Source organism: Pseudomonas sp. TE12234 (assembly GCF_054061835.1).
Window position 1 is genome coordinate 69,112 of record NZ_JBSSEP010000022.1, and the last position, 24,041, is coordinate 93,152.

General features: G+C 61.6%; 19 protein-coding genes. 14 read left to right on the forward strand and 5 right to left on the reverse strand.

Annotated features, from left to right (window positions below; translation table 11 throughout):
• The first annotated feature begins 140 nt into the window (after positions 1–140).
• From ACVWYU_RS26565 to ACVWYU_RS26595, 7 genes are all read left to right on the forward strand, one after another.
• Entirely contained in the window at positions 141–1,973 is a 1,833-nt protein-coding gene (locus ACVWYU_RS26565; protein ID WP_457374093.1) for a DUF1302 domain-containing protein, read from the forward strand.
• Positions 1,974–1,999: 26 nt separating this feature from the next.
• A complete protein-coding gene (locus ACVWYU_RS26570; protein WP_248916441.1) occupies positions 2,000–3,367 on the forward strand; it encodes a DUF1329 domain-containing protein in 1,368 nt (455 codons plus the stop codon).
• Between the two features lie 135 nt (positions 3,368–3,502).
• Positions 3,503–5,695: a LuxR C-terminal-related transcriptional regulator gene (locus tag ACVWYU_RS26575; protein ID WP_457374094.1), complete on the forward strand. Its 2,193-nt coding sequence runs from the start codon at positions 3,503–3,505 to the stop codon at positions 5,693–5,695.
• Between the two features lie 133 nt (positions 5,696–5,828).
• Positions 5,829–7,181 (forward strand): coniferyl aldehyde dehydrogenase, encoded by a 1,353-nt coding sequence (locus tag ACVWYU_RS26580; protein WP_457374095.1) that lies wholly within the window; start codon positions 5,829–5,831, stop codon positions 7,179–7,181.
• Between the two features lie 28 nt (positions 7,182–7,209).
• On the forward strand, positions 7,210–8,295 hold the full coding sequence (locus ACVWYU_RS26585; protein WP_247254938.1) for a Zn-dependent alcohol dehydrogenase: 1,086 nt from the start codon (positions 7,210–7,212) through the stop codon (positions 8,293–8,295).
• A 170-nt stretch (positions 8,296–8,465) separates the two neighbouring features.
• Positions 8,466–9,659, forward strand: a complete 1,194-nt coding sequence (locus tag ACVWYU_RS26590; protein WP_457374096.1) for an acyl-CoA dehydrogenase family protein — start codon at positions 8,466–8,468, stop codon at positions 9,657–9,659.
• Between the two features lie 9 nt (positions 9,660–9,668).
• Positions 9,669–10,811 carry an acyl-CoA dehydrogenase family protein gene (locus ACVWYU_RS26595; RefSeq protein ID WP_457374097.1) on the forward strand — a complete coding sequence of 381 codons (1,143 nt, stop codon included), beginning with the start codon at positions 9,669–9,671 and terminating at the stop codon, positions 10,809–10,811.
• Positions 10,812–10,820: 9 nt separating this feature from the next.
• Here the strand turns inward: ACVWYU_RS26595 and ACVWYU_RS26600 are convergent, their stop codons facing one another.
• Entirely contained in the window at positions 10,821–11,999 is a 1,179-nt protein-coding gene (locus ACVWYU_RS26600; protein ID WP_457374098.1) for a GGDEF domain-containing protein, read from the reverse strand.
• A gap of 209 nt (positions 12,000–12,208) precedes the next feature.
• Here ACVWYU_RS26600 and ACVWYU_RS26605 point away from each other — a divergent pair, with 209 nt between their 5' ends.
• On the forward strand, positions 12,209–13,159 hold the full coding sequence (locus ACVWYU_RS26605; RefSeq protein ID WP_457374099.1) for a LysR family transcriptional regulator: 951 nt from the start codon (positions 12,209–12,211) through the stop codon (positions 13,157–13,159).
• On the opposite strand, the gene ACVWYU_RS26610 is transcribed toward ACVWYU_RS26605, so the two are convergent.
• Both ACVWYU_RS26610 and ACVWYU_RS26615 read right to left on the reverse strand, forming a co-directional pair.
• Positions 13,144–13,590, reverse strand: a complete 447-nt coding sequence (locus ACVWYU_RS26610) for a GlcG/HbpS family heme-binding protein (protein WP_457374100.1) — start codon at positions 13,588–13,590, stop codon at positions 13,144–13,146. The two genes, ACVWYU_RS26605 and ACVWYU_RS26610, sit on opposite strands and share 16 nt — an antisense overlap.
• Before the next feature lie 11 nt (positions 13,591–13,601).
• Positions 13,602–14,951, reverse strand: a complete 1,350-nt coding sequence (locus ACVWYU_RS26615; protein WP_457374101.1) for an amidohydrolase family protein — start codon at positions 14,949–14,951, stop codon at positions 13,602–13,604.
• 260 nt (positions 14,952–15,211) lie between these two features.
• Between ACVWYU_RS26615 and ACVWYU_RS26620 the strand changes: the two genes are divergently transcribed.
• Positions 15,212–15,598, forward strand: a complete 387-nt coding sequence (locus tag ACVWYU_RS26620) for a nuclear transport factor 2 family protein (protein ID WP_090320360.1) — start codon at positions 15,212–15,214, stop codon at positions 15,596–15,598.
• A 218-nt stretch (positions 15,599–15,816) separates the two neighbouring features.
• On the opposite strand, the gene ACVWYU_RS26625 is transcribed toward ACVWYU_RS26620, so the two are convergent.
• Positions 15,817–16,974 carry an alpha/beta hydrolase family protein gene (locus ACVWYU_RS26625; RefSeq protein ID WP_457374102.1) on the reverse strand — a complete coding sequence of 386 codons (1,158 nt, stop codon included), beginning with the start codon at positions 16,972–16,974 and terminating at the stop codon, positions 15,817–15,819.
• Between the two features lie 59 nt (positions 16,975–17,033).
• Positions 17,034–17,996, reverse strand: coding sequence for a LysR family transcriptional regulator (locus ACVWYU_RS26630; RefSeq protein ID WP_247254929.1), 963 nt, complete (start codon positions 17,994–17,996; stop codon positions 17,034–17,036).
• 277 nt (positions 17,997–18,273) lie between these two features.
• Between ACVWYU_RS26630 and ACVWYU_RS26635 the strand changes: the two genes are divergently transcribed.
• The 5 genes from ACVWYU_RS26635 to ACVWYU_RS26655 all read left to right on the forward strand — a co-directional run bounded on the left by ACVWYU_RS26635 (position 18,274) and on the right by ACVWYU_RS26655 (position 24,025).
• The gene (locus tag ACVWYU_RS26635) at positions 18,274–19,215 is read left to right on the forward strand and encodes a VOC family protein (RefSeq protein ID WP_390956432.1); all 942 of its coding nucleotides are present in this window, start codon (positions 18,274–18,276) and stop codon (positions 19,213–19,215) included.
• Positions 19,216–19,246: 31 nt separating this feature from the next.
• The gene (locus ACVWYU_RS26640) at positions 19,247–19,657 is read left to right on the forward strand and encodes a Rieske (2Fe-2S) protein (RefSeq protein ID WP_457374103.1); all 411 of its coding nucleotides are present in this window, start codon (positions 19,247–19,249) and stop codon (positions 19,655–19,657) included.
• Positions 19,658–19,744: 87 nt separating this feature from the next.
• On the forward strand, positions 19,745–20,869 hold the full coding sequence (locus ACVWYU_RS26645) for an FAD-dependent oxidoreductase (RefSeq protein WP_457374104.1): 1,125 nt from the start codon (positions 19,745–19,747) through the stop codon (positions 20,867–20,869).
• Between the two features lie 57 nt (positions 20,870–20,926).
• Entirely contained in the window at positions 20,927–22,624 is a 1,698-nt protein-coding gene (locus tag ACVWYU_RS26650; protein WP_090320379.1) for a DUF1302 domain-containing protein, read from the forward strand.
• A gap of 12 nt (positions 22,625–22,636) precedes the next feature.
• Positions 22,637–24,025 (forward strand): DUF1329 domain-containing protein, encoded by a 1,389-nt coding sequence (locus ACVWYU_RS26655; RefSeq protein ID WP_390956431.1) that lies wholly within the window; start codon positions 22,637–22,639, stop codon positions 24,023–24,025.
• The last annotated feature ends 16 nt before the right edge of the window (positions 24,026–24,041 follow it).

Consider the following 24,041-nt stretch of genomic DNA (forward strand, 5'->3'; position numbering starts at 1 on the left):
GCCTCTCTGATCGGGCTGTTACACCGCAACAAAAACCGAAAAAAAACACGCCCTCCAAATCACCCATTCGGGTGTGAGGGCATCCCGGGAGCCTCGCTAGCATGGGCTCTCACCACGTCATCCTTAACCGGGGAAACCGCATGACAAAAACAACAATGCGCGGAGTCTTCCAGCCAAGTCTGCTGGCCGTAGCTGTAATCATTGCGACTTGTGCGAGCAACCAGGCTCACGCAGTCGATTTCAATATCGGGGAAATTGAAGGGAAGTTTGACTCGTCGCTGTCGATCGGTGCCAGTTGGTCCGCGGCAAACCCGGACAAACAGTTCATTTCCAACTTCAACTCCCAGGGCGTAACCGGGGGCGAGTCCGCTTCGCGCACCACCGATGACAACCGATTGAACTTCAAGAAAGGTGAAACCTTCTCGAAGATCTTCAAGGGTGTGCATGACCTGGAGCTGAAGTACGGCGACAGCGGCGCCTTCGTACGCGGCAAGTATTGGTATGACTTTGAGTTGATGGACGAGAGCCGTCCGTTCTACGACATCAATGACAGCGGTCGTGATCGCGCGGCGAGATCGTCCGGGGCGATGTTCCTCGACAGCTTCGTGTACCACAACTACACCATCGGCGATCAGGTCGGCAACGTGCGCCTGGGCAAGCAAGTGGTGAGCTGGGGCGAGAGTACGTTCATCGGCAACTCGATCAACAGCATCAACCCGGTCGACGTCGCCGCCTTGCGTCGTCCTGGCGCGGAAGTGAAGGAAGGCCTGATTCCGGTCAACTTGCTCTACGTGTCCCAGGGCCTGGCGGACAACATCACGGCAGAGGGCTTTTATCAGCTGCAGTGGGATAAATCGGTGGTCGACAACTGCGGCACGTTCTTCGGCAGCGACGGCATAGCCCAAGGTTGTGATGACCGTCTGGTCATCGCCGGTCAGGACCTGCCGCCGGGTGCCGCGAAAAACACGGGCGGTCTGGCCGCCATCGCAGCCGGTACCGATGACGCCTTCATCCCGCGCCTGAACGACAACGATGCACGCAACAGTGGTCAGTATGGCCTGGCGCTGCGCTGGTATGTGCCGGAGGCCAACGACACCGAGTTCGGCGCCTACGCGATGAACTACCACAGCCGCAACCCCTACCTGAGCATCACGCAGATGAGCAACCCGGCCGGTGGCCTGGCCTCGGCGCGCAGTGCCCGTTACTTCATCGATTATCCGGAAGACATTCATCTGTACGGGCTGAGCTTCCAGACCAACGTCGAGGGCGTGGCACTGGGTGGCGAAGTCAGCTACCGACCGAACATGCCGCTGCAGCTGAACACGGCTGACCTGTTGTCCGCCGCGACCTTCGGCGCGACCTCGCCGCTGATCACCACCGGCTTCGCCGGCCGCAACCTGGGCGCCGAGGTCAACGGCTACAAGCGTATGCCGGTGACCCAGGCGCAAGTGACCGCCACCCAGTTCTTCGATCAGGTGCTCGGCGCCAGTCGTCTGACCCTGGTGGGCGAGGTCGGTTACAACCACATCAGTGGCCTGGGCAAGGCGGATGGCACGGACCTGCGCTTCGGTCGCAGCCCTGCGTTCGGCTCCGGTGAACTGCCGGGCGTTGCCGGTGCAGCCACCTGTCGCGGTACCGCTGCGGGCACGCCGACGGCGAGCAACCCGGCGCAGGAATGCAACGACGATGGTTTCTACACCAGCAACAGCTGGGGCTATCGCCTGCGCGGCAAGCTGGATTACCCGAACGTGTTCGCCGGCATCAACCTGTCGCCCAACATCGCCTGGTCCCATGACGTCGAGGGTTATGGCCCGAACTTCGATGAAGGTTCAAAAGCCGTCAGCCTGGGTGTCGACGCCGATTACCAGAACACCTACACCGCCAGCCTGAGTTACACCAATTACTTCGGTGGCGATTTCAACACCAACGTCGACCGCGACTACGTCGCGCTCAGCTTCGGCGTGAATTTCTGATGCAACGTTGCCAGAGGATCCTGAACATGAACGCACGTTTTATCCTGCGCGCTGGCGCACTGAGTCTCTCGCTGCTGGCCAGCGGCGTCATGGCTGCCGTCACGCCCCAGGAGGCCGCTCAGTTGGGCACCACGCTGACGCCCCTGGGCGCTCAGAAAGAGGGCAATGCCAACGGCAGCATCCCGGCCTGGACCGGTGGTCTGAAGCCGGGTGCGGCACCGCTCGACAATGGCTTTCTGGGCGATCCGTTTGCCGGCGAGAAGCCAGAGGTCGTGATCACCGCGGCCAATGCCGAGCAGTACAAGGACAAGCTGACACCGGGTCAACTGGCGATGTTCAAGCGCTACCCTGACAGCTACAAGATCCCGGTGTACAAGACCCATCGCACGGCAGCTTCGCCACAGAACATCTATGACATCGCCAGGAAAAGTGCGGTGACCACTGAACTGACCCCTGACGGCAATGGCCTGCTGAACTTCGCGCAAACCCGCTACTACCCGTTCCCGATTCCGAAGAACGGCGTCGAGGTTTACTGGAACCACACCAACCGTTATCGCGGCGGCAACATGGAGCGCCAGGCGGCGCAGGCGGCACCGCAGACCAACGGCTCGTATTCCATCGTCGAGTACGACGACAAGCTGGCGTTCCCGCAGCTGATGGAAGGCGTCGAAGCCGGGCAGGGCGACAACGTTCTGTACTACTACAAACAGGAAATCACCGCGCCTTCGCGCATGGCCGGCAGTGTGATCCTGATCCACGAGACCATCGACCAGGTCAAGGAGCCGCGTCTGGCGTGGGTCTACAACGCCGGTCAACGCCGCGTGCGCCGCGCACCGCAGGTGGCTTACGATGGCCCGGGTAACGGTTCCGACGGCATGCGGACCGCCGACAACACCGACATGATGAACGGCGCGCCGGATCGCTATGACTGGAAACTGGTCGGCAAAAAGGAGCTGTTGATCCCGTACAACAACTATCGGTTGCAGTCGCCGAAGCTCAAGTACGACGACATCATCAAGCCGGGGCACATCAACCAGGACCTGACCCGTTATGAGCTGCACCGCGTGTGGCACGTCGAGGCGACCTTGAAGCCGGGCCAGCGTCACGTGTATGCCAAGCGTGACATGTACTTCGACGAAGACACCTGGCAACTGGCCGAGGTCGATCACTACGACGGCCGTGGTCAGCTGTGGCGAGTGGCGGAGGGTTATGCGCTCAACGACTACGAGCGCGGCGCCTCCAACTTCGCCATGCTCGGCATCTACGACTTGATCGCCGGTCGCTACAACGTGCTGGCAATGACCAACGAGGCCAAGCATGCAACCACCTATGGCATGACGGCGAAGATGACCGACTTCACGCCATCGGCGCTGCGTAACGCCGGCATCCGCTGAGCCTTTGTCCCCGCTTGACCCAACGCCCTGTTCGCAGGGCGTTGTGCGTTCCGTCGGCTACCACCTGATGCGGGTGGCGCGCTGGCGGCGGTCTCGCCCAATGATGGCATCCACACACCATCAGCGAGGTCCGCCATGTTTGTGCCACGGCCGCATCTGTGCGACGTACTCAAGCGCGAGCAGCGCCGCTTGCAACTGCTTTGCGCCCCTGCCGGTTACGGAAAAACAGCGTTATTGCGCGAGTATTTGCGGGACTTGGCTGCGCCCGGGCGGGTGGTCTGGGTGAGTCTTGGCGGCCAAGCGCAGACGCTGGAATCCTTGTGCTTGATGCTGGCTGATGCCCTGGGCCTGGCACCTGATACAGCACCCGATGCCTTTCTGACATTGATAGACACAAGGGATTGGGTGACTGGCCCATCGCCGCTCCCCCGGTCGACCGCATTCCCTTGTGGGAGCGGGCTTGCCCGCGATGAGGCCTTCCCTGGCAATGAACCTGTAACTGCCGGCCCGCTTCGCCTGGTCTTCGATGATTTGCCCCCTGAGATGCCGGCCGACCTGAACCACTGGTTCGACCAGCTCCTGTCCCTCGACAACCCGCAATTGCAAGTGCTGGTCACCTGCCGCCAGCGTCCCGAATGGAACCTGCCGCAGCTGATGCTCAAAGGCGAATTGCTCGAGCTGGATGCCCGGCAACTGGCCCTGCGCCCTGATGAGTTCGAGTCGCTGGTCAATCTGCTGGCGCCTGCTGCGGACACTGCCTCGCGGGAAAAGTTGTGGCATCAAACGGCCGGCTGGTGCGCCGGGGTTCGTTTGCTGCCCACGGCATTACTCGGCCCCTACCTCGAACGTGAACTGTTGTCGCGCCTGAGCGAAGAACAGTGTGAGGTCCTCTTCGGCCTGGCCCATTTGTCCAAGGCCAGCGCCGACCTTTGCGAGCAACTCTGGGAAGAACAGCAGGGCGCCAGGGTGTTCAAGAGCCTGCTCGACGCCCAGGCGTTTCTGGTTCCGATCGATCATCAGCCCGGCTGGTTTCGCGTGTTGCCGGCGGTGGCGCAGGCGCTGCAAGACCGCTTGAGCGGCGCGCCGTTGAATCGGCTGCGCTTGCGCGCCTGCCAGTTGCTCAGTGTGCTGGGGCAAGTCGATGATGCGGTCGAGCAGGCGCTCAGTGCCGATCAGCCTGAGGTGGCCGCGAACTACATGGAGCGGTTGTGGCTGAGCTGGATTCTGAGCGAGCGGCATCTGGACCGCTTCCTGGACTGGCGCGAACGCATCGAACCGCAATTGCTCCAGAGCAGTTCGCGGTTGATCTATTTGTGCGCCAAGGCGTTGCTGTTCAGTGGCCGCCTGGATGAAGCCGAGGAGTGTCTGCAACGCCTCGGGCATTTCCTGCCACTGCCGGATCCGCATCGCAGTCAGCGTTTGCTGGCGAACTGGCAGGCGTTGCATGGGACCTTGCAGGCGTTACGCGGCCATGCCGAACAGGCGCGTCTGCATTGCCATGCCGCCCTGCGTTACCTGCCCGCACAAGACTGGCTGTCGGTGCTGCTGTGCCACTGCACCCTGGCGCGCATCGCCATGAACACCGGCGAGCTGAACGAAGCCCAAGTGTTGCTGGAGCATTCCCTGGAGCTGGCGCGGCGCCAGGGCAGTCGGGAGGCCGAGGTACTGGTGAACACTGACCGGGTGCGCTTGATGCTGCTTCAAGGGCAGTCGGGATTGGCCCAATCGCTGTTGCGAACCGAGCTTTCGCAACTGACGGGCAGCAGGACTCAGCCTTATCCACTGCTCGGTCGCCTGATGTTCCTGCAAGGCGAGCTGCTGTTACAGCAAGGTCAAATCGAAGAAGCCCGGCGAGTGGTGCAGGACGGGCTTTTGCAAGTACGCGACTGTTGTGCGCCGTTCGTGCTCAACGCCTACCTGCTGTTGTCCGAGATCGCTTCGCGCAACGATGAGGTCGAAAAGGCGCATCTGCTGCTGCACGAGGCCGAGCGGCGCATGCACTGGGGCAAGATCGACCGTGCGTGTTACCAGAGTCCGATCGCCCTGCAAAAAGCCCGCAACCTGTCCCGGGAATGCGAGACCGACAGCGACAAATCCCCGGTGGCGCATGTCAGTGGCGTGCCGGATTACCAGGACGGCCTGACACCCCGCGAAGTGTCGGTACTCAAGTTGCTGGCCGAAGGCATGTCGGTGCGCGAAGTCGGCCATCGCCTGTTCATTTCGGTCAATACCGTCAAGACCCACGCCAAGAACATCAACGTCAAGCTCGGCGCCTGCCGTCGAACCCAGGCCATCAACAGTGCCAAGGCGATGGGCATCCTGGCCTGAACCGATCGGCTGAAAACGCCACCCACCTGATCCGGGTGGCGGCGCGGCGCGACCGATGATCAACCATGCAGGCAGCCCTGACGCAGTGCTGCGCAATCGCGGTGGCGTCCAGACAACAACAAGAGAGGTATAGATGAGCGCCATCGAGAGTTGGACGAGCACGGACATCCGCACGGTTCTGGAAAAACAGCGGACGGCCTTCCTGGCCAATGAGCCCTGGACGGCCGGGCAACGCGGAGAGCTGCTCGATCGGGCGATCAGCTTGCTGGTCAACCACGAACAGGAAATCATCGACGCCCTGACGGCGGACTTCGGCCATCGCAGCCCTGGATTCTCGAAGGGCAGTGAGGTGCTGTCGCCGCTGGCCACCCTCAAGCAGACCAAGGCCGAACTGGCCGAGTGGATGCGCCCGGAAAAACGTCAGGCCAGGGCCGGTGAAGCCTGGGTTCAATACCAGCCGCTCGGTGTGGTCGGTATCGTGACCGCCTGGAACGTCCCTGGCTACATGGTGTTCAGCGGCCTTGCCGGTGCCCTGGCCGCCGGCAACCGGGTGATGATCAAACCCTCGGAATTCACCCCGCATACCTCGGCCCTGATCGCGGGACTGATCCGCTCGGTCTATGCCGAAGACGAGGTAGCGGTGGTGCTGGGCGGTGCAGACGTCGGCCAGGCGTTTTGCGGCCAGCCGTTCGATCACCTGCTGTTCACCGGCGCCACCAGCATCGGCAAGCACGTATTGCGCGCAGCGGCGGAAAACCTGGTGCCGGTGACCCTGGAACTGGGCGGCAAGTCGCCGACCATCATTTCCCGCACCGCGGACTTCAAGGATGCGGTGGCCAAGACGGTCGTCGGCAAGCTGCTCAACGCCGGTCAGCTGTGCGTCGCGCCGGACTACGTGTTCGTGCCACGGGAGTCGGTGGATACCTTCATCGCCATCGCCAAGGCGGTGGTCGCCGGCTTCCTGCCGACGCTCAAGGACAATCCCGACTACACCTCGATCATTAACAGCCGTCACTACGAACGCTTGCTGGGTTACCTGAGCGAAGCGCGCGAGGCCGGTGTCGAGCTGATCGAACTGAACGCGGCCGCGGAAGATTTCAGCGACGGCAAGCTCAACAAGATTGTGCCGACCCTGCTGCGCGACCCTGGCAACGATCTGCAAGTGATGCAGGACGAGATTTTCGGCCCGCTGCTGCCAATCAAACCCTACGACACCATCGACGAGGTGATTGCCCTGATCAACGCGCGGCCGCGCCCGTTGGCCCTGTACTACTTCGGCAACGATGCCGCCGAAGAAGCTTTGGTGCTGACCCGTACCTGTTCCGGCGGCGTGACCCTCAACGGCGTATTGAGCCATGCCAGTACCGAAGGCCTGCCGTTCGGCGGCGTCGGCCAGAGCGGCATGGGTGCCTATCACGGCATCGATGGCTTCCGCACCTTCAGCCACGCCAAAGCCGTACTGCGCAACGTGCCCAATCCGGCCTGAACCCCCATTCATTCTTGAGAGAACTGCCATGAAAGCTGCCGTATTCCACCAGGTTGGAGCCCCGCTGGTCATTGAAGAAGTGGGCATCAGCAAACCCGGCCCCCGTGAAGTGCTGATCCGCACCAAAGCGGTTGGTGTCTGCCATTCTGACCTGCATGTCATCGACGGTTCGTTCCCGTACCCGGGGCCGCTGGTACTGGGCCATGAAGCGGCCGGCGTGGTCGAACAGGTCGGTTCCGAAGTGCGCTCGGTCAAGCCGGGCGATCATGTGGTGACCTGCCTGACCGTGTTCTGCGGCCACTGCGATCACTGTGTGACCGGCCATCTGGCGCGCTGCGTGTCGCCGGAAACCAAGCGTGGCAAGGACGAGGAATCGCGCCTGACCTACGTGCAAAAGCCGATCCCTCAGTTCGTCAACCTGTCCGGCTTTGCCGAGCAGATGCTGGTGCACGAAAACGCCTGCGTTGCGATCCGTCGCGACATGCCGCTGGACCGGGCGGCGCTGCTCGGTTGCGCTGTGACGACCGGTACCGGCGCGGTATTCAACACTGCCAAAGTGCGCCCGGGCGAAACCGTGGCGGTCATTGGTTGCGGCGGTATCGGCCTGGCGGCCATCAACGGCGCGGCGCTGGCCGGGGCAGGGCGGATCATCGCCATCGACATGCTCGATTCGAAACTGGAATTGGCCAGGCAGTTCGGTGCCACCGACCTGATCAATGGCAAGGATGGCGATGCCGCCAAACAAGTGATGGAACTGACCCGTGGCGGTGTGCACCACGCTTTCGAATGCATCGGCCTCAAGCAAACCGCCGAGCAAGCGTTCGCCATGCTGGCGCGCGGCGGCACCGCCACCGTGATCGGCATGCTCAAGCCCGGCCTGAAAATCGAGCTGGACCCGCTGCAACTGCTGCACGAACGCCGTATCCAGGGCTCGCTGATGGGCTCCAACCGCTTCCCGGTGGACATGCCGCGCCTGGTGGACTTCTACATGGCCGGCAAGCTCAAGCTCGACGAAATGATTTCCCAGCGCATCAAGCTGGAACAGATCAACGATGCGTTCGATGAGCTGCGTCGTGGCGAGCTGGCGCGCTCGGTGATCATCTTCGACGAGTAAGCCCCTTAACGGCCCTTGTAGGAGCGAGCTCGCTCGCGATGGTTGTCAACGAAAACGCTGGCAGCCTGACACTGCGCAGCGTTCTCGGGTTTTTCGCGAGCAAGCTCGCTCCTACAGGGTTTCAGCAGTATTCGAGTACCTGCTCACCCTTGCGTTTTTGGAGTTCATTGATGGACATTGATTTCACAGCGGACGAGCGCGCCTTTCGCGAGGATGTTCGTGGCTGGCTGCGCGACAACTTGCCGAGCGAATTCGCCGAGCGCATTTCCCAGGGCAAACGCTTGAGTAAAGAGCATCAAGTGCTATGGATGCGCACACTCAACCGGCAAGGCTGGCTGGCCCCAGGCTGGCCTGTCGAGTTCGGTGGTACCGGTTGGAACGATGTGCAAAAGCATATTTTCGACGAGGAATGCTTTGCCGCCGGCGCGCCGAAAGTGGTGTCGTTTGGGCTGAAGATGGTCGCCCCGGTCATCATCAAATTCGGCACGGCCGAGCAGAAAGCAAGGTTTCTGCCGCGCATCCTTACCTGTGATGACTGGTGGTGCCAGGGTTACTCCGAACCGGGCGCGGGCTCCGATCTGTCGTCGTTGAAAACCCGCGCGGTACGCGAGGGCGATCACTATGTGGTCAACGGGCAGAAGACCTGGACCACGTATGCGCACTATGCCGACTGGATGTTCTGTCTGGTACGCACCGACCCGGATGCCCGGCAGCAGCGCGGTATTTCCTTTCTGCTGCTGGATATGAAGACCCCGGGCATCACCGTGCGGCCGATCATCACCCTCGACGGCGAGCATGAAGTCAACGAAGTGTTCTTCGACAACGTGCGGGTGCCGGTGGACAACCTGGTCGGCGAGGAAAATCAGGGCTGGACCTGCGCCAAGTATTTGCTGACCCATGAACGCACCAGCATTGGCGGTATTGCGCACAACAAGGCGCTGCTCAGCCGTCTCAAACGCATGGCCAGCGAAGAACGGCGCGATGGTCGGCCATTGATCGACGACCCACTGTTTCGGGCACAGATCGCCGAAGTCGAAATGCAGTTGATGGCCGCTGAAATGAGCAGCCTGCGGACCCTGGCGGCGGTTCGCGATGGCGGCGTACCGGGCGCGGAGAGTTCGTTCCTGAAGATCAAGGGCACCGAGATTCGTCAGGCGATCACCTGGTTGATCAGCAAAGCAGTAGGGCCCTATGCCTTGCCGTTCATCGAGGATGAGCTGGGTTACGGCAGCGAGGCGTTGCTGTACACCGACTACAGCAGCGCGGCCACCTATCAGTATCTGGATGCGCGCAAGGCCTCGATCTACGGTGGGGCCAACGAGATCCAGAAGAACATCATCGCGAAAATGATTCTCGAACTGTAAGGGGCCACCATGGATTTCCAACTGACAGAAGAGCAGCTGATGCTGCAAGACACCGCCGCCAGGTTGGTGCGTGACACCTACGGTTTCGAACAGCGCGAAGCGTTCAGCCAAAGCGAGCCCGGTTTCAGCCGCGCGTTCATGCAGCAACTGGGAGACCTGGGCCTTTGCGCCGTGCCCTTCGCCGAGGCGTATGGCGGATTTGGCGGCAGTGGCGTGGAAAACATGCTGATCATGACCGAGCTGGGTCGTGGCCTGTGCCTGGAACCCTATCTGCATTCGGTGATTTTCGCCGGTGGCCTGATCAGCCAATTGGGCACTGAAGTACAGAAAGAAAGGCTGCTCGCGCAACTGGGCAGCGCCAGTTTACAGATGGCGGTCGCCGTGGATGAACCCCAGAGTCATTACCAGTTGCATGACGTGCAGACCACTGCCGTGGCGGTGACGGGAGGCTGGAAGCTCAACGGTCGCAAGTCGGTCGTCATTGGCGGCCAGAGCGCCGGTTTGATCCTGGTCTCGGCGCGTACGGGCCACGGCACCCGTGACGAGCAGGGCATCAGCCTGTTTTTGGTCGATCCACAGCACAACGGCGTGCGCCGCCGTACGTTCGCAACCATGGACGGACGCAAGGCCTGTGAGCTGTACCTCGATGAGGTGTTCGTCAAGTGCGACGCGGTTTTGGGTTCAGTGGGGCAGGCCCTGCCGGCGCTTCGTTACCAGCAGGGTCGTTGCATCGCCGCGCAATGCGCTGAAGCCGTGGGCAGTATGGAGGCCGCGTGCGCCTTGACCCTCGACTACCTGAAAACCCGTCAGCAATTTGGCCAGCCGATCGGCAAGTTCCAGGTGTTGCAACACCGGATGGTCGATATGCGCATGGAGCTGGATCAGGCCACGTCCATGACGCTACTGGCCGCCTGTGTGGCGGATCAGGAGGACAGTCACGAGCGCAGCCGCCTCCTCGCGGCGGCCAAGTTCATCGTCAGCCGCGCCAGCCGTTTTGTCGCGGACCAGGGCATCCAGTTGCATGGCGGGATCGGCCTGACCTGGGAGTACATGTTGTCGCACCATGCCAAGCATCTGCTGATGGTTGCTCGCCAGTTCGGTGACGATGATCACCACCTGCAGGCTTATGCGAAGCTGATGCAAGTGGCCTGAGCCCGGCCGTCAAGGGCCTACTGCCGGGCTCGTGACCGGCAGGGTTCGATCCACAAGGCGGATGCTGTCTCGTCCGCCGCGCTTGGACTCGTAGAGCGCCGCATCGCCTTGTTCGATCAAGGCCGCCAGGCTGGAGGGCGGATGGTCGAACAGGTCGGCGCCGATGCTCAGGGTCACCGCTTCGGGCGTGACGAAGGTTTGTGAGGCCGTGCTGTGAAAGCGGTCGCGCAGGGTATTGCCCAACTCCACGATGCGCTCATTCGACGCGTTGTTCAGCAGGATCACGAACTCGTCTCCACCCAGCCGGGCCGCCAGTGCCCCCTGCGGCAATACCGCACGAATCATCTCGCTCAAGGCGACGAGCAGGCGGTCGCCGGCGGTATGACCGTAGAGATCATTGACCAGTTTGAAGTTGTCGATATCAATCAGCAGCAGGGCGCCCGGGCGAGTGCTCGAGACTTCTGCCAACAGGCGCGGTGCGCGCACTTCGAGGGCGCGACGGTTGTACAGGGCCGTCAAGGGATCATGGGCGGCCAGCCGTGCGATCTGTTCCTCGCGTCGATGGCGCTCGGTCCCGGTCATCGAGAGGGCGATCAGCATGATCGCCATGGCGCCTTCGACCAGTGAAATCTGAATGATCTCGCCACGCAGAGACGCAAGATCGATCAGCGTGCCCGGAATAACCACCGAGATGGCCTTGGCCAGATAGAACAAACCGTGGACCAGCAGCACATAGCGCAGCTGCACTGCGCCCACGCTCAATGACTTGCCATGGGGGCGCAGGAGCAAACTGGCGCGAAGCGTCGGCAGCGCCACCAGCAACGAATTGGCCACCAGCATGATCTTCGACCACGAGGGGTCGTCCGGCAGTGCCAGCAGCGCAAACCAGGCGACGACGATCAGCCACCAGGCGCGGGACAGACGTATCCGGGTGAAGCGCGCGACGCCCAGCAGGAACAGCCAGTGGGCCATGACCAGCAGGCCGTTGGCAAACCAGATGCCAATCAACAAAAGGCCACTCATGCGCAGCAAGGCGAGCGTCGATCCCACGGTGATCGTGGCGAAGCCCGCGCTCCAGAACAGCAGCGAAGATTCACGGATGCTGCGCCACTCGACCGCCAGATACAGGGCGGCGGCCGCCGCGAGGGCGATCGAGATTGTCAACATCGTAGGAGGGTCGAGCGCCATAACCTTGTTGCCTGCTGATTTGCGGTGAAGGGGGCGATTGTAAGCGTTTGGGGGGATTTTTCAGAGAGCGCCGATGTTGCACCGCGCTATGGCGCCAGCGGGTATCTCGATTGGCGATATCTGGCAACGACTCACGCGATTGGTGCACCCATGCCCGACTCGTTAAGGTTGCAACTTGCCCCTCAAATTCAACCTGTAACGGGAACCGCATGCGGTATCGACGTCTCGACCTTAACCTGCTGGTTGCCCTGGATGCCTTGCTCAGCGAGTGCAGCGTCAGCCGGGCCGCGGAACGTTTGTGCCTGGGCCAGTCGGCAACCAGCTCGGCGCTAGGACGTTTGCGTGAGCATTTCAATGATCCGTTGCTGGTTCAGGTCGGGCGGCGTCTGGAACCCACTGCATTAGGGTTGGAGCTGCTGCCCAAAGTGCGCGAAGCGCTGGCATTGACCCGGGAGATTGTCGATGCGCCGGTCAACTTTGACCCGGCCCGTTGTACGCGGCACTTCACACTAGTGGCCTCCGATTACGTGGCGGGGGTGCTGCTGCCGGCGGTCAGTCTTGAGCTGGCACGCATCGCCCCTGGCGTGCGCCTGACGCTGCGGGACCTGCCGGTGCCGCGTGACGGCGATGTGGTCAGCGAAGCGCTCGATTACCGGCGCAGTGATTGTGTGATCGTGCCGCAGCGCCGGTTGAACCCGGCTTACCCCCATGTACCGTTAATGAGTGACCAGCTTTGCTGCATCGTCTGCGCGCGTCAGGCGCGGTTCGCCGACGGCCTGAGCCTGGCCAGCTATTGCGAGGCGGAGCATGTGGTGCGTGAGTTTGCCGATGGCCAGAATCTGGCGATGGACGCGGTGCACCTGCACGAGCTGGGTATTCAACGGCGAGTGGCGGTGGCCCTCGAAAGCTTCGTGTTGATGCCGGAATTTATCGTCGGCACCGCGCGGATCGCTACCGTGTTTCGCCGCCAGGCCCGGCGTTTTGCCGAGCACTATGGGCTGCGTATCCACCCCGCACCGCTGGCTTTTCCCGACGCCGTGCAAGTGCTGCAATGGCACCCCTATCAAGAACGCGATCCGGCCATGCTGTGGTTTCGCGGCCTCTTGCTGGAGCAGGCCGCATGGCTTGATCATGACCAGGTGGATCAGCCTGCGGGCTGATCCCCGTGATCCGCCACCAGCCCGGCCTGGTCGATTGCCTGCAAGGCGCACCGTTCGTCATTGTCCGACGTGTCGCCGCTGATGCCGATCGCACCGAGGATCCAGCCCTCGGCATTGCGAATCAGGACACCGCCGGCTACGGGAATGACTTCACCGCCGGTCAGGCTGTTTATGGCGTCGAAAAACGCTGGCATCGCTTGCGCGCGTCGCGCCAACTCCCGCCCGCCAAAACCCATGCCCAGGCATCCGCGTGCCTTGCCGGTGGCGATTTGTGGGCGAAGGAAGCTGGCGTGTTCGTCGCGCAAGACCGCCAGCGGATGACCGGCGGCGTCCAGGACGGCGACAGCCAAGGGTTTGAACCCGGTTTCTCGGGCATGGCCGATGGCGTGGCTGGCGATCCGGGTGGCGGTGAGCAAATCGAGTCGTTGCATGGTGTCGGTCCTCACAGGGCCCACTTGCCTAGCTGGGCAACGCGGTCGCGGGTGTAAAGGTCGGTCCATTTCAGCGAATTGAAATCGGACACTTGCTTGGGGTTGTAGGGGCTACGGTCCATGCGCACCGGCTGGCCGGCCTTGTACACGGCCTTGAGGCGCGAACGGTCCTGCAGAATGCGGATGTCGTGCAACGGCGATCCGTCGAGCAAGAGGAAGTCTGCCTGCTTGCCCACTTCGAGGCTGCCGAGGGTCTCCCCCCGTGGCATGCAGCGCGCGCCGACGGCGGTAGCGGCGTACAGCGCTTCTGCCGGAGTGAAGCCCAGGCGAGTGACCAGCAGTTCCAGTTCACGGGCGTGCCACTCGCCGTAGGGCGTCACGGCGAAACCGCTGTCACTGCCACAGGCGAACGGCACACCGGCGGCCTTGGCCCGCTTGAGCACCGCCGAGCCGACTTCCAGGGTGCGTGCGCAGTAGCCGGCGTATCCGGTGCTGATGGCCGGATCGTGAGGCTGGCAGAAGTCCACGGTGTTTTGCGGGAAGGTCATGGTCGGCGCGAGGATGCTGCCGGCGTCGAGCAAGGCCTCAATGCACGCATCGTCCATGTAGAAGGCATGAAACACCAGATCAACCCCGGCGCGGGCCGCGTACATCACGGCTTCGCGACCATAGGCGTGGGTGGCCACTTTGCAGCCCAGGCGATGGGCTTCTTCGACCATCTCTCGGGTTTCTTCGGCGGTGAAGGCGGCGATGATGTCGCCGTTCGGGCGGCGGTGGGTGCCGTCCATGGCGATCTTGATCAGGTCAACGCCGTCCTTGGCCTGTTTACGGATTTCCGCCAGTGCATCGCTGCGGCTGGTGACCAGTTGCGCGGTGAAGTACTCAGGAGCGCCGACCCGGCTCGGGAACCAGTCGTTGAGACTCTGTCGATTGGTGATCACCCGGCTGCTGGCAGCAATGCGCGGCCCTTCGAACAAACCGGCGGTAATGGCATTGCGCACCGCGATACTGAGCTGACCGCTGTCGCCGGGGCAGACCATGCTGGTGACGCCTGCCGCCAGCACGTGTTGCGCGAAGAACATGCCGCGCAACGCGCGGAATTCGTCGCTGGTCCACAGATCGATGTCTTCTTCACTTTGTGCGTTACCGAACGCCAGGTGGGTGTGCACATCTACCAGCCCCGGCATGACAAAGTTGTCGCCCGCGTCCACCTGGGTATCACCGGGCTGTGGCTGGGGCGCGGTCGCCGTCGGACCGACGTAACTGAGCAGGCCGTTTTCTACGACCAGCGTTTGCTGCTGGCGTGTTTCCAGGCCAGTGCCGTCGAACAGTGTCTGGCATTTCAGGTGCAGGGCGGTCATGGTGTTTTCGCTTTGGCTATTGTTATGCGAAGCGAGGCTAGGGCGCTGCCAAAGCCACCACCAACAGATTGCATCGATGCCCGGGTATTGATGGGATCAATAGGTGCGGAGCGCCAGCAGGAGCGGGGGTGTTGCGCCAGTGGCAGAGCGCAATGGGCGGGTATTGCGAGTGACGATGGCTGGCATCGTGATCGGCGATTTTTTATGGGGCGGATCGTCGATCTATGGTGCGCGCTCGTCAACCACAGAGAGTCATTCCCATGAGCACCGCAACTGTAAGAAACCAACTCCTGGCTCTTGAGCAGGAACGCCGCCGGGCATTGGTTGAGGAAGATTTCCCGCGCGTCGCCGAGTTGTTCGCCGATGACCTGGTGTATGTGCACACCACGGGATTGGTGCAAGGCAAGGCGGATTACCTGGAGTATGCGAAAAGCGCCGTGCAGTATCTGGACATTGAGCGGGGCGAGTTGCTGATCCGTTTCTACGGCGAGCATCTGGCGGTCATGACCGGTACGCAATGCAACACCTTACGCAAGCGCGGCGGCGACCAGTCGATGCGCGGTGACGGGTTCGCCACGCAGGTCTGGACGCTCGGTGACAAGGGCTGGCAGATCAGTTCATTCCACGGCACCCGAGCCCCCAACTGACCTCGATTTCCCGTCAATGCAAAACGCCGGAAAGCCCCCAAGGCTATCCGGCGTTTTGCAGCCTTGTGCACGGATCGCTGGCAAGCCAGCTCCCACAGATTGTGTGGCGAACCCGGCCTATGCATACACCGCCAATCCCTTGTGGGAGCGAGCCTGCTCGCGATGGCGGCATGTCAGGCGCCAGTGATGTTGAATGTGCCGACGCTTTCGCCGGCAAGTCAGGCGGTGTGGCCACCCAGGATTTCGGCAACCCAGTCGGCGATGTACTGCCCGGCGTTGATGCTGTTATCGAAGCTGGAATGCTGCACGCCGCCTTCGCGCTCGGTGAAGATCTTCAGCTCGCGTTTCGGGCTGTTGACCAATTGTTCGTAGGTGCGCTGCGCCCATTTCAGTGGGATCTGCGAATCCTTTTCACCGTGGGTCACCAGGAATGGCACCTTGATGCGATCGAGCACGCCGTCCAGATGAACGTTTTCGGCGATGGTCATGAATTCCTCGACATCCTTTGCCCCCCATACCCAGCACACGTGCGACCAATAGTGTGGAACGGGGAAGCTGCCTTCTTTTTCCAGGCGACGCTTTTGCACATCGCGCCAGTCGTGGTTGGCGCCCCACACCACGCCGCAAGCGAAACGCGGCTCAAAGGCCACTGCGCGCGGGCAGTAGTAACCGCCCAGTGAGACCCCTTCCAGGCCAATGCGTTTGGCATCCACATCGCTACGGGTCTCCAGCCAGTCGACCACACGGCTGGCCCAGTGCTCACTGTCGTAACGGGCAATCAGGTTGTGCAGGCGCAGCGCTTCGCCCGTGCCGGGCTGATCGATGATCAGGGATGACACGCCACGCCTGGCCAGCCAGGCAGGCAGGCCGACGCGGTATTTCATCTCTTTGGTGGAGTCCAGGCCATTGACCTGCACCAGCAGCGGTGCCGGGCCGTTTACGCCTTCGGCACGTACCAGCAGGCCGGAAATGTGTTTGCCCTCGTAGGGGATTTCAACCCGCTCGCAGTTTTCCCGGGACAGTTCGATGCCGCGTTTGAAGGTCTGCAAAAAGCGTTGGTACAACTCGGTACGGCCTGCTGCGCCATGGGCTTGCAGGCGTTCACACGTAAGGTAGTAGGTCGCGGCGCGGTTGTACTTTTCACCGGCGGACAACAGCCGGCCTTTGCTTTCATCTTCTTCGGCCAGACCGCAGAGTTTGTCTGCCATCTTCGACCAGGTTTCGCGGAACGCCTGGGTCCCGGCAGCATCAGGTTGTTTGGCGGCTTCTTGCAGTGGCGCGCACATCTCTTCGATTTCGCCCATGCGGGCGCCCATTTCGATGGCCAGGTCGACCGAGAGATTCCACACATAGTTGGTTGGGAAATAGCGGAACATGATTATTGTTGTCCTTGTGTTTGCCATGAAGTGTGCAAGGCACGTTAAGGACGAACCGGCTATTTGGCCAATCGTGACTCGGGATGGGAGGTATCGCGAGCGGCGATATGATCCTGTTCCAGATGCTGGATGAACTCACTGATGCGCTCGCGCAGCCAGCGGTGCATCGGGTCGCCGTCCACGCTGCGGTGCCAGAGCATGAACTCGCGCATCACCGGAATCCTGACCGGCGGCGGCAGGATGCGCAGTGGCAGGTACTCCGCGTACAGGCGCGCCAGACGCTGGTGCATGGTGGCGATGCGTTGGGTGCCGACGACCAGCTGCGGCAGGGTATTGAAGTCGTTGGTGATGACCTCGAGTCGGCGGTTGAAGCCGTACTGGTTCATGAACCATTCTTCGATGCTCATGTGCCGGCTGCGACCGAACCCGACGGAAACGTGGCCCATGTCCATGTACTGCTCGAGGGTCAAGCTCTCGCCGACCAGGGTATTGCCTTGCCACACCACGCAGACGTGTTCTTCTTCAAAAAGCAATTTGGAAGGGTGGCCTTCGATGATGTAGCGCTCAGGCACGATCATCAAATCGACTTCCCCGCGAATCAGCAGCTCACCGGAATTGTCGCCAGGGCCGAGCATCTCGAAGGTGATGTTCGGTGCTTCCTGGTGAATCTTCTGAATCACCTGGGCAAACAGGACGCTGATCAGGTAATCCGAGGTCACGAGGCGGAAGTGCCGCTTGCTGGTGGTGGGTGCGAACACCGGTTTGGCGGTAATCGAGGACTTGATCGTCAGCAGCACTTCGCGCACCGGGTGGACCAGTTCCAGGGCAAAGGGGGTCGGCTGCATTTTGCGCCCGACCTGCACCAGCAATTCATCTTCGAAATAGGTCCGCAGGCGCCCCAGAACTCCGCTGGTGGCGGACTGCGTCATGTGCAGGCGTTCGGCGGCGCGAGTGATGTTCTGCTCCTCGAGCAACACATCGAGGGCGACCAAGAGGTTCAAATCCAGGTGGTTGAAACGCATCGGGCAGGTCCGTCTTTGTATTTATTTTCGCGATACATTCGGATGAATACATCGCCGCGTCAACCCGTCCATGCAGCGTCATCCCCTGCAATCAGGTATCGCGTTTGCCGATAGGTCGCATCCCGACACTCGATTAGTCAGTTGCCAAAGCGCAGGTCAATCTTCGCCGCAGTCGGACTTCTTGCCGACACCACCACCGGGTTCCCTGCATCGTCGATCGACATGGTCGAGTCGGCGGCAGCGGTCTCCGGATTCTAATTTCAATGGAGTGGTAGCCATGAACATCATTGGCCTTGATGCCCTGATCTTTGGCGTCGATGACATCCAAGCCTGTACGGCCTGTCTGCGTGACTATGGCCTTGCGCCCGTTGCCGTCGACGACAATGGCGGGCGTTTTGAAGCGTTGGACGGCACTGCCGTGATCATTCGCCGGGCGGACGATCCGACCTTGCCAGTCGCTATCGGCCCGGCCCCGTCGATTCGCGAAACCATCTATGGCGTTGCCAGCCCAGCGGATCTGGATGCGATCGAAGACGAACTGGCGCGGGATCGCCAGGTCATCCGTGACGACAACGGCGTGCTGCACAGTGTTGACGACATGGGCTTTGCAATCGCCTTTCAAGTCACTGTGCGCAAGGCCTACAGCGCGCCGGACGATTTGACCAATGCCGCTGGCAACGCACCGCAGCGCCCGCTGAATCAGCCGGGCATTACCCTCGACATGAGTGCTGTGCCGCGTACCTTGTCCCACGTGGTTTATTTCGTGCCGGATGCCGCCAGGGCCGAGGCGTTCTACGCCGAACGCCTGGGTTTCAGGACCACGGACACATTCATCGGCGCCGGGCCGTTCATGCGCCCCGCGGGCTCCGATGATCACCATTGCCTGTTCATGATCCAGACCCCGCCGCACATGAAGGGGTGCGAGCACTTCACCTTCCACATGGGCAGCGGCACCGAGGTGCTGTTGGCCGGCACGCGATTCGAGCAAAAAGGCTGGACCAGTTTCTGGGGCCCGGGCCGCCATCTCTTTGGTTCCAACTGGTTCTGGTACTTCAACAGTCCACTGGGTTGCCACATCGAATACGACGCCGACATGGACAAGCACGATGACGCCTGGGAGGCGCGTCGCGCACCGCTGTCGGCGGATAACTCGCAACTGTTCCTGTTCAATTCGAAAGAAAAATGGGCACCCGGCGGCCCACCACCCAAACACTTGTAGGAGCAAGCTCGCTCCTACAGAGGTTTCTGTCATGAACCACAGCGATTTCCCGCTGTGCCGGGTGGACGAACTGGTGGAAGGGCAGGCGCGCGGATTCGATCCATTGCAACGCGGCAGGGACAGTGTTTTTGCCCTGGTGCATGAAGGACAGCTGCGGATTTATCGCAATAGTTGCCCGCATCTGGACGTCCGCCTGGAGTACCGCAAAGACCGTTTTCTGTCCGCCGACGGCCAGTTGATTGTCTGTTATGCGCACGGTGCGCAGTTTCTGCCTGGCACCGGCGAATGTGTCTACGGCCCTTGTCTGGGCCAGAAGCTGGAGGCGTTGCCGTGGCGTGTGGAAGAGGGCTGGCTGGTGCTGCAAATGCCCGGCAAGGAGGTCGCGCCGCCCCACGTCGAGGTATCGCGTTTGACGATACATCGCATCCCTGATCGCGATTAGTCAAATCCCTGCTTTGACCGGAAGCTGAACCCAACGACGCAGTGCCCGGCGCTGCATCGAATCACAAGAATAAAAAGTGAGAGAACCATGAGTGCAGTGAACAAAGTTCTGATTGTGGGCGGTGGTATCGGTGGCTTGTGTGCGGCCATCGCGCTGCGGCGCAAGGGCATTGAGGTCGATCTGATCGAACTCAAGTCAGAGTGGACCGTTTACGGCGTCGGCATCATCCAGCAAAGCAACGTGGTTCGCGAAATGGCCAGGCTGGGCGTGCTCGACGGTTATCTCGATGCCGCGTACGCCTTTGAAGACGTCGCCATTTATGGCCCGGCCGGCCAGCAACTGGCGCGCATCCCGGGGCAGCGACTGGCCGGGCCCGAGTATCCGGCGAACGTGGGCATCTCGCGTCTGGCCTTGCACAAGGTCCTCAGTGAAACCGCCCTTGAGCTGGGCGCCAGGGTTCGCCTGGGGCTCAGTGTCGAGTCCCTGGCGGACCAGGGCGACAGTGTGGATGTGCTGTTTACCGATGGCAGTCGCGGTGACTACGACCTGGTGGTCGGCGCAGACGGTCTGTTCTCCAGGGTCCGCCATCTGCTGTTCGGCGACAGCTACACACCGCGCTTCACTGGCCAAGCGGTATGGCGCTACAACTTCCCTCGTGCGCCGCAAATCGATCACCTGGCCAACTATCAGAGCGCCGAGGGCAATGCCGGCCTGGTGCCGCTGGCGGGTGACCTGATGTACCTGTTCCTGACGTCCCATGAACCGTCCAACCCCTGGATGGACCCCGCGACACTGGCGGCGCAAATGCGTCAGCGCTTGCAGGGTTTTACCGGCCTGATCGGTGAACTGCGCGACCAGATCAGCGACAGCAGCCAGGTGGTGTACAAGCCGATGGAAGTGGTGTTCGTCGACGAGCCCTGGTATCGCGGGCGCGTGCTGTTGATCGGTGACGCCGCCCACGCCACCACACCGCACCTGGGCCAGGGCGCCGGCATGGCGATCGAAGACGCCATCGTGCTCAGTGAAGAACTGACGGGCGACGGCGGTGTTGAACAACAGCTCCAGCGCTTTATGGCCCGCCGTTTCGAGCGCTGCAAGTACATCAGCGAAAGCTCGATCCTCGCTGGCGACAAGGAAATGCAGCACGACCGCGAGTTCGACCGTATTGGCCTGGTCAAGCAGATGCTCGCTCGCACGGCGGAGCCCATCTGATTCGAATCTGCAGCACCTCCACAGCAGTTACCACTATAAAAACAAGAGGTTAACGCGATGGTCAGTTCCACGACTGCGACGCTTGCGCGCCGCCCGGTCAGCACGTCTGCACCCTTTGGTTTCAGTTTGGCCGCGGCCCTGGTTCTGTTCAGCCAGGCGGCCCATGCCTTTCAGGTGGATACCGGCAATCCGGATTTCAGCCTGCGTTGGGATAACACCGTGAAGTACAGCGCCGCCTGGCGAACCGAGAATCCCAGCAGCAAACTGACCCAGGGGCAGGTGGCACTCAATCAGGACGACGGTGATCGCGCCTTCAAAAAAGGCCTGATCTCCAACCGCATGGACATCCTTTCCGAGCTGGATATGTCGTTCAAAAACGTCGGCGCGCGCCTCAGTGGTGCGGCCTGGTACGACACCGAATACCAGCAAGACAACGATAACAACGATCCAACACGCGCCAACGCACGCTCCGTGGCCTACGACCAATTCACCGATGACACCCGCCAGCTGCATGGCGGTAACGGTGAATTGCTCGATGCCTTTGTGTACTGGAACGGCGAAGTGGCCGACCGCGCGACGTCCGTGCGTGCCGGCCGCCACGGCTTGATCTGGGGCGAAAGCCTGTTCTTCGGCAACAACGGCATTGCCGGAGGCATGGCGCCGGTCGACGTGGTCAAGGCGCAGTCGGTGCCCAACACCCAGTTCAAGGAGATCACCCGGCCGGTCAATCAACTCTCGGGCACCTTCCAACTGACCGATGACGTGTCGCTCGGCGCGTTCTACCAGTTCGAATGGGAAGAGACACGCCTGCCGGGTGCCGGCAGTTATTTCTCCAACAGTGACACCATTGGTGAAGGCAATGAACGCCTGATCGTGGGCGCACCCTTTCCCACCTTCCTGGGGGGCAATCCCGACAGCCCGGCGGCGTTCTTCCACGGCAAGGACGAAGACGCGCGCAACACCGGGCAGGGCGGCTTGCAGTTGAAGTACAACGCAGAGACCGTTGAATACGGCCTGTATGCGATCCAGTACCACGACAAAACCCCCAAGCTGTACCTGAAACCGTCCACCGGTACGCCGAACTTCAGCACCGGACAAATCGGCGACTACTACTGGGTCTACCCGGAAGACATCCGCGCCTTGGGTACCAGTTTCTCGACGACTGTCGATGAATACAGCTTTGCCGGTGAAGCGTCGATGCGCTGGAACATGCCGCTGGTGTCCAACGGTGTCACCGTCCTGCCGGGTGTGGAGGCCGACAACGACAGTCATCCGCTGTACGCCGTCGGCCGTACGGCTCACGTCAACCTCAACGTGCTGGCTTCGTTCGGGCCGAACTTCCTTGCCCAGGAGTCCGCCTTTGTCGGTGAGGTCGCCTGGAACCGTCTGCTCAGCGTGACCAAAAACCACGACGCCCTCGACCCCAATGCCACCCGCGACGGCCTCGGCATGAAGATGGTTTACACGCCGACCTACCGCCAGTTCTTCCCCGGCATCGATATCAGCATTCCGGTTGGCCTGAGCTATTTCCCTATGGGTAAATCGGCGGTTGTCAGCTCTTTCGGGCCAGACAACGGCGGCGATATGAACATCGGCATTACCGCCACCTACCTGGACCGCATTACCGCGGGCCTGACGTACACGCACTACTACGGCCCCGAGAACACCAACCTCGACGCGGCCAGCCAGTTCAATTACGAGCAATCGCTGAAAGACCGGGATTACCTGGCTTTCTCCGTCAAGACCACGTTTTAAGAGGACTTGCGCATGATCCATAACAAGAAAACCGGAGCCTTCAAGCTCAAAGCCCTTTGCCTTGCACTGCTCGGCGGCCTGGCCATTTGCAGCCAACTGACGATGGCTGCCACGGCTGAGGAAGCGAGCAAACTGTCCAAAACCCTCACGCCTCTAGGAGCCGAACGCGCCGGCAATGCCGACGGCACCATTCCTGCCTGGGACGGTGGTTACACCAAGGTCGACCCTTCGTACAAGGAAGGCGGCAAGCGTTCCGATCCGTTCGCTGCGGACAAGCCGTTGTTCAGCATTACCTCGAAAAATCTTGCGCAATACGCCGGCAAGCTCAGCGCCGGCACCCTGGAAATGTTCAAGCGTTTCCCGGAGACCTATCGCATCGATGTCTACCCGACCCGTCGTAGCGCCGCGGCGCCGCAGTGGGTGTATGACAACACGCTGAAAAACGCCACCCGCGCCAAACTGGTCGACAGCAGCGCCGGTCCGGTGCCCCAGGGCGCGTATGGCGGTATCCCGTTTCCGGTCCCGCACAACGGGGCCGAAGCCATGTGGAACCACCTGCTTAACTGGCGCGGCACCTCGGTGTCGATGCATTTTCGTCACTACTTGATGACCGCCGATGGCAAGCAGGTGTTGACCACTGACGGCCAGGCCATCCAGGAGATGCCGTATTACTACCAGGACGGTTCGCCGGAGTCGTTTGCAGGCGACTACTGGCTGTTCCGTCTGCTCAATATCGGGCCACCGCTGCGGGCCGGCGAGCAAATCATGGGGCGCACCAACATCAATGGCGACCTGTCCCAGGCGCACGTTTACCTGACCGGCCAGCGCCGCGTGCGCAAGCTGCCCAACGCCTGCTGCGATACGCCGACACCGGCGACTGCCGGGGTCATGTCGTTCGACGAGTTGAGCGTGTTCCAGGGACGCATGGACCGCTTCAACTGGAAACTGGTGGGCAAGCAGGAGATGTACATCCCCTACAACACCAACAAGGTGCAAACCGCCGCCAAGCCTGAAGACCTGTTCCTCGCGCATCACATGAATCCGGATTACGTGCGCTGGGAATTGCACCGGGTGTGGGTGGTCGAGGCGGACCTGGCACCGGGCAAACGTCACCAGTTGCCGAAGGGCCGTTACTACCTGGACGAGGACACCTGGCAGGCCATGCTGGGCGACCGCTGGGACGCCAACGGCCAGTTGGCCAAGACCCTGTGGTCGTTGCCGGCGGTCCTGCCGGACCTGCCCGCACAGGCGCAATTGTCTTCGGGCTTTTACGATCTGACCTCCGGCGCCTGGTTCATCCAGAACGTCTACACGGGCCTGCCCGAACAGTACGGCATGGTGGATCGCTACAAGGCCTCCGAGTTTTCGCCGGCGGCGATGGCGGGTGCCGGGGTTCGTTGAGTCAGACCGGATCACG

Bases quoted from the DNA above. Each gene is read 5' to 3' on its own strand.
- ACVWYU_RS26590 (WP_457374096.1), top strand. From the start codon at position 8,466: ATGGACATTGATTTCACAGCGGACGAGCGCGCCTTTCGCGAGGATGTT.
- ACVWYU_RS26620 (WP_090320360.1), top strand. From the start codon at position 15,212: ATGAGCACCGCAACTGTAAGAAACCAACTCCTGGCTCTTGAGCAGGAA.
- ACVWYU_RS26610 (WP_457374100.1), bottom strand. From the start codon at position 13,590: ATGCAACGACTCGATTTGCTCACCGCCACCCGGATCGCCAGCCACGCC.
- ACVWYU_RS26625 (WP_457374102.1), bottom strand. From the start codon at position 16,974: ATGTTCCGCTATTTCCCAACCAACTATGTGTGGAATCTCTCGGTCGAC.
- ACVWYU_RS26615 (WP_457374101.1), bottom strand. From the start codon at position 14,951: ATGACCGCCCTGCACCTGAAATGCCAGACACTGTTCGACGGCACTGGC.
- ACVWYU_RS26570 (WP_248916441.1), top strand. From the start codon at position 2,000: ATGAACGCACGTTTTATCCTGCGCGCTGGCGCACTGAGTCTCTCGCTG.
- ACVWYU_RS26565 (WP_457374093.1), top strand. From the start codon at position 141: ATGACAAAAACAACAATGCGCGGAGTCTTCCAGCCAAGTCTGCTGGCC.
- ACVWYU_RS26655 (WP_390956431.1), top strand. From the start codon at position 22,637: ATGATCCATAACAAGAAAACCGGAGCCTTCAAGCTCAAAGCCCTTTGC.
- ACVWYU_RS26645 (WP_457374104.1), top strand. From the start codon at position 19,745: ATGAGTGCAGTGAACAAAGTTCTGATTGTGGGCGGTGGTATCGGTGGC.
- ACVWYU_RS26580 (WP_457374095.1), top strand. From the start codon at position 5,829: ATGAGCGCCATCGAGAGTTGGACGAGCACGGACATCCGCACGGTTCTG.
- ACVWYU_RS26640 (WP_457374103.1), top strand. From the start codon at position 19,247: ATGAACCACAGCGATTTCCCGCTGTGCCGGGTGGACGAACTGGTGGAA.
- ACVWYU_RS26605 (WP_457374099.1), top strand. From the start codon at position 12,209: ATGCGGTATCGACGTCTCGACCTTAACCTGCTGGTTGCCCTGGATGCC.
- ACVWYU_RS26635 (WP_390956432.1), top strand. From the start codon at position 18,274: ATGAACATCATTGGCCTTGATGCCCTGATCTTTGGCGTCGATGACATC.
- ACVWYU_RS26575 (WP_457374094.1), top strand. From the start codon at position 3,503: ATGTTTGTGCCACGGCCGCATCTGTGCGACGTACTCAAGCGCGAGCAG.
- ACVWYU_RS26600 (WP_457374098.1), bottom strand. From the start codon at position 11,999: ATGGCGCTCGACCCTCCTACGATGTTGACAATCTCGATCGCCCTCGCG.
- ACVWYU_RS26630 (WP_247254929.1), bottom strand. From the start codon at position 17,996: ATGCGTTTCAACCACCTGGATTTGAACCTCTTGGTCGCCCTCGATGTG.
- ACVWYU_RS26595 (WP_457374097.1), top strand. From the start codon at position 9,669: ATGGATTTCCAACTGACAGAAGAGCAGCTGATGCTGCAAGACACCGCC.
- ACVWYU_RS26650 (WP_090320379.1), top strand. From the start codon at position 20,927: ATGGTCAGTTCCACGACTGCGACGCTTGCGCGCCGCCCGGTCAGCACG.
- ACVWYU_RS26585 (WP_247254938.1), top strand. From the start codon at position 7,210: ATGAAAGCTGCCGTATTCCACCAGGTTGGAGCCCCGCTGGTCATTGAA.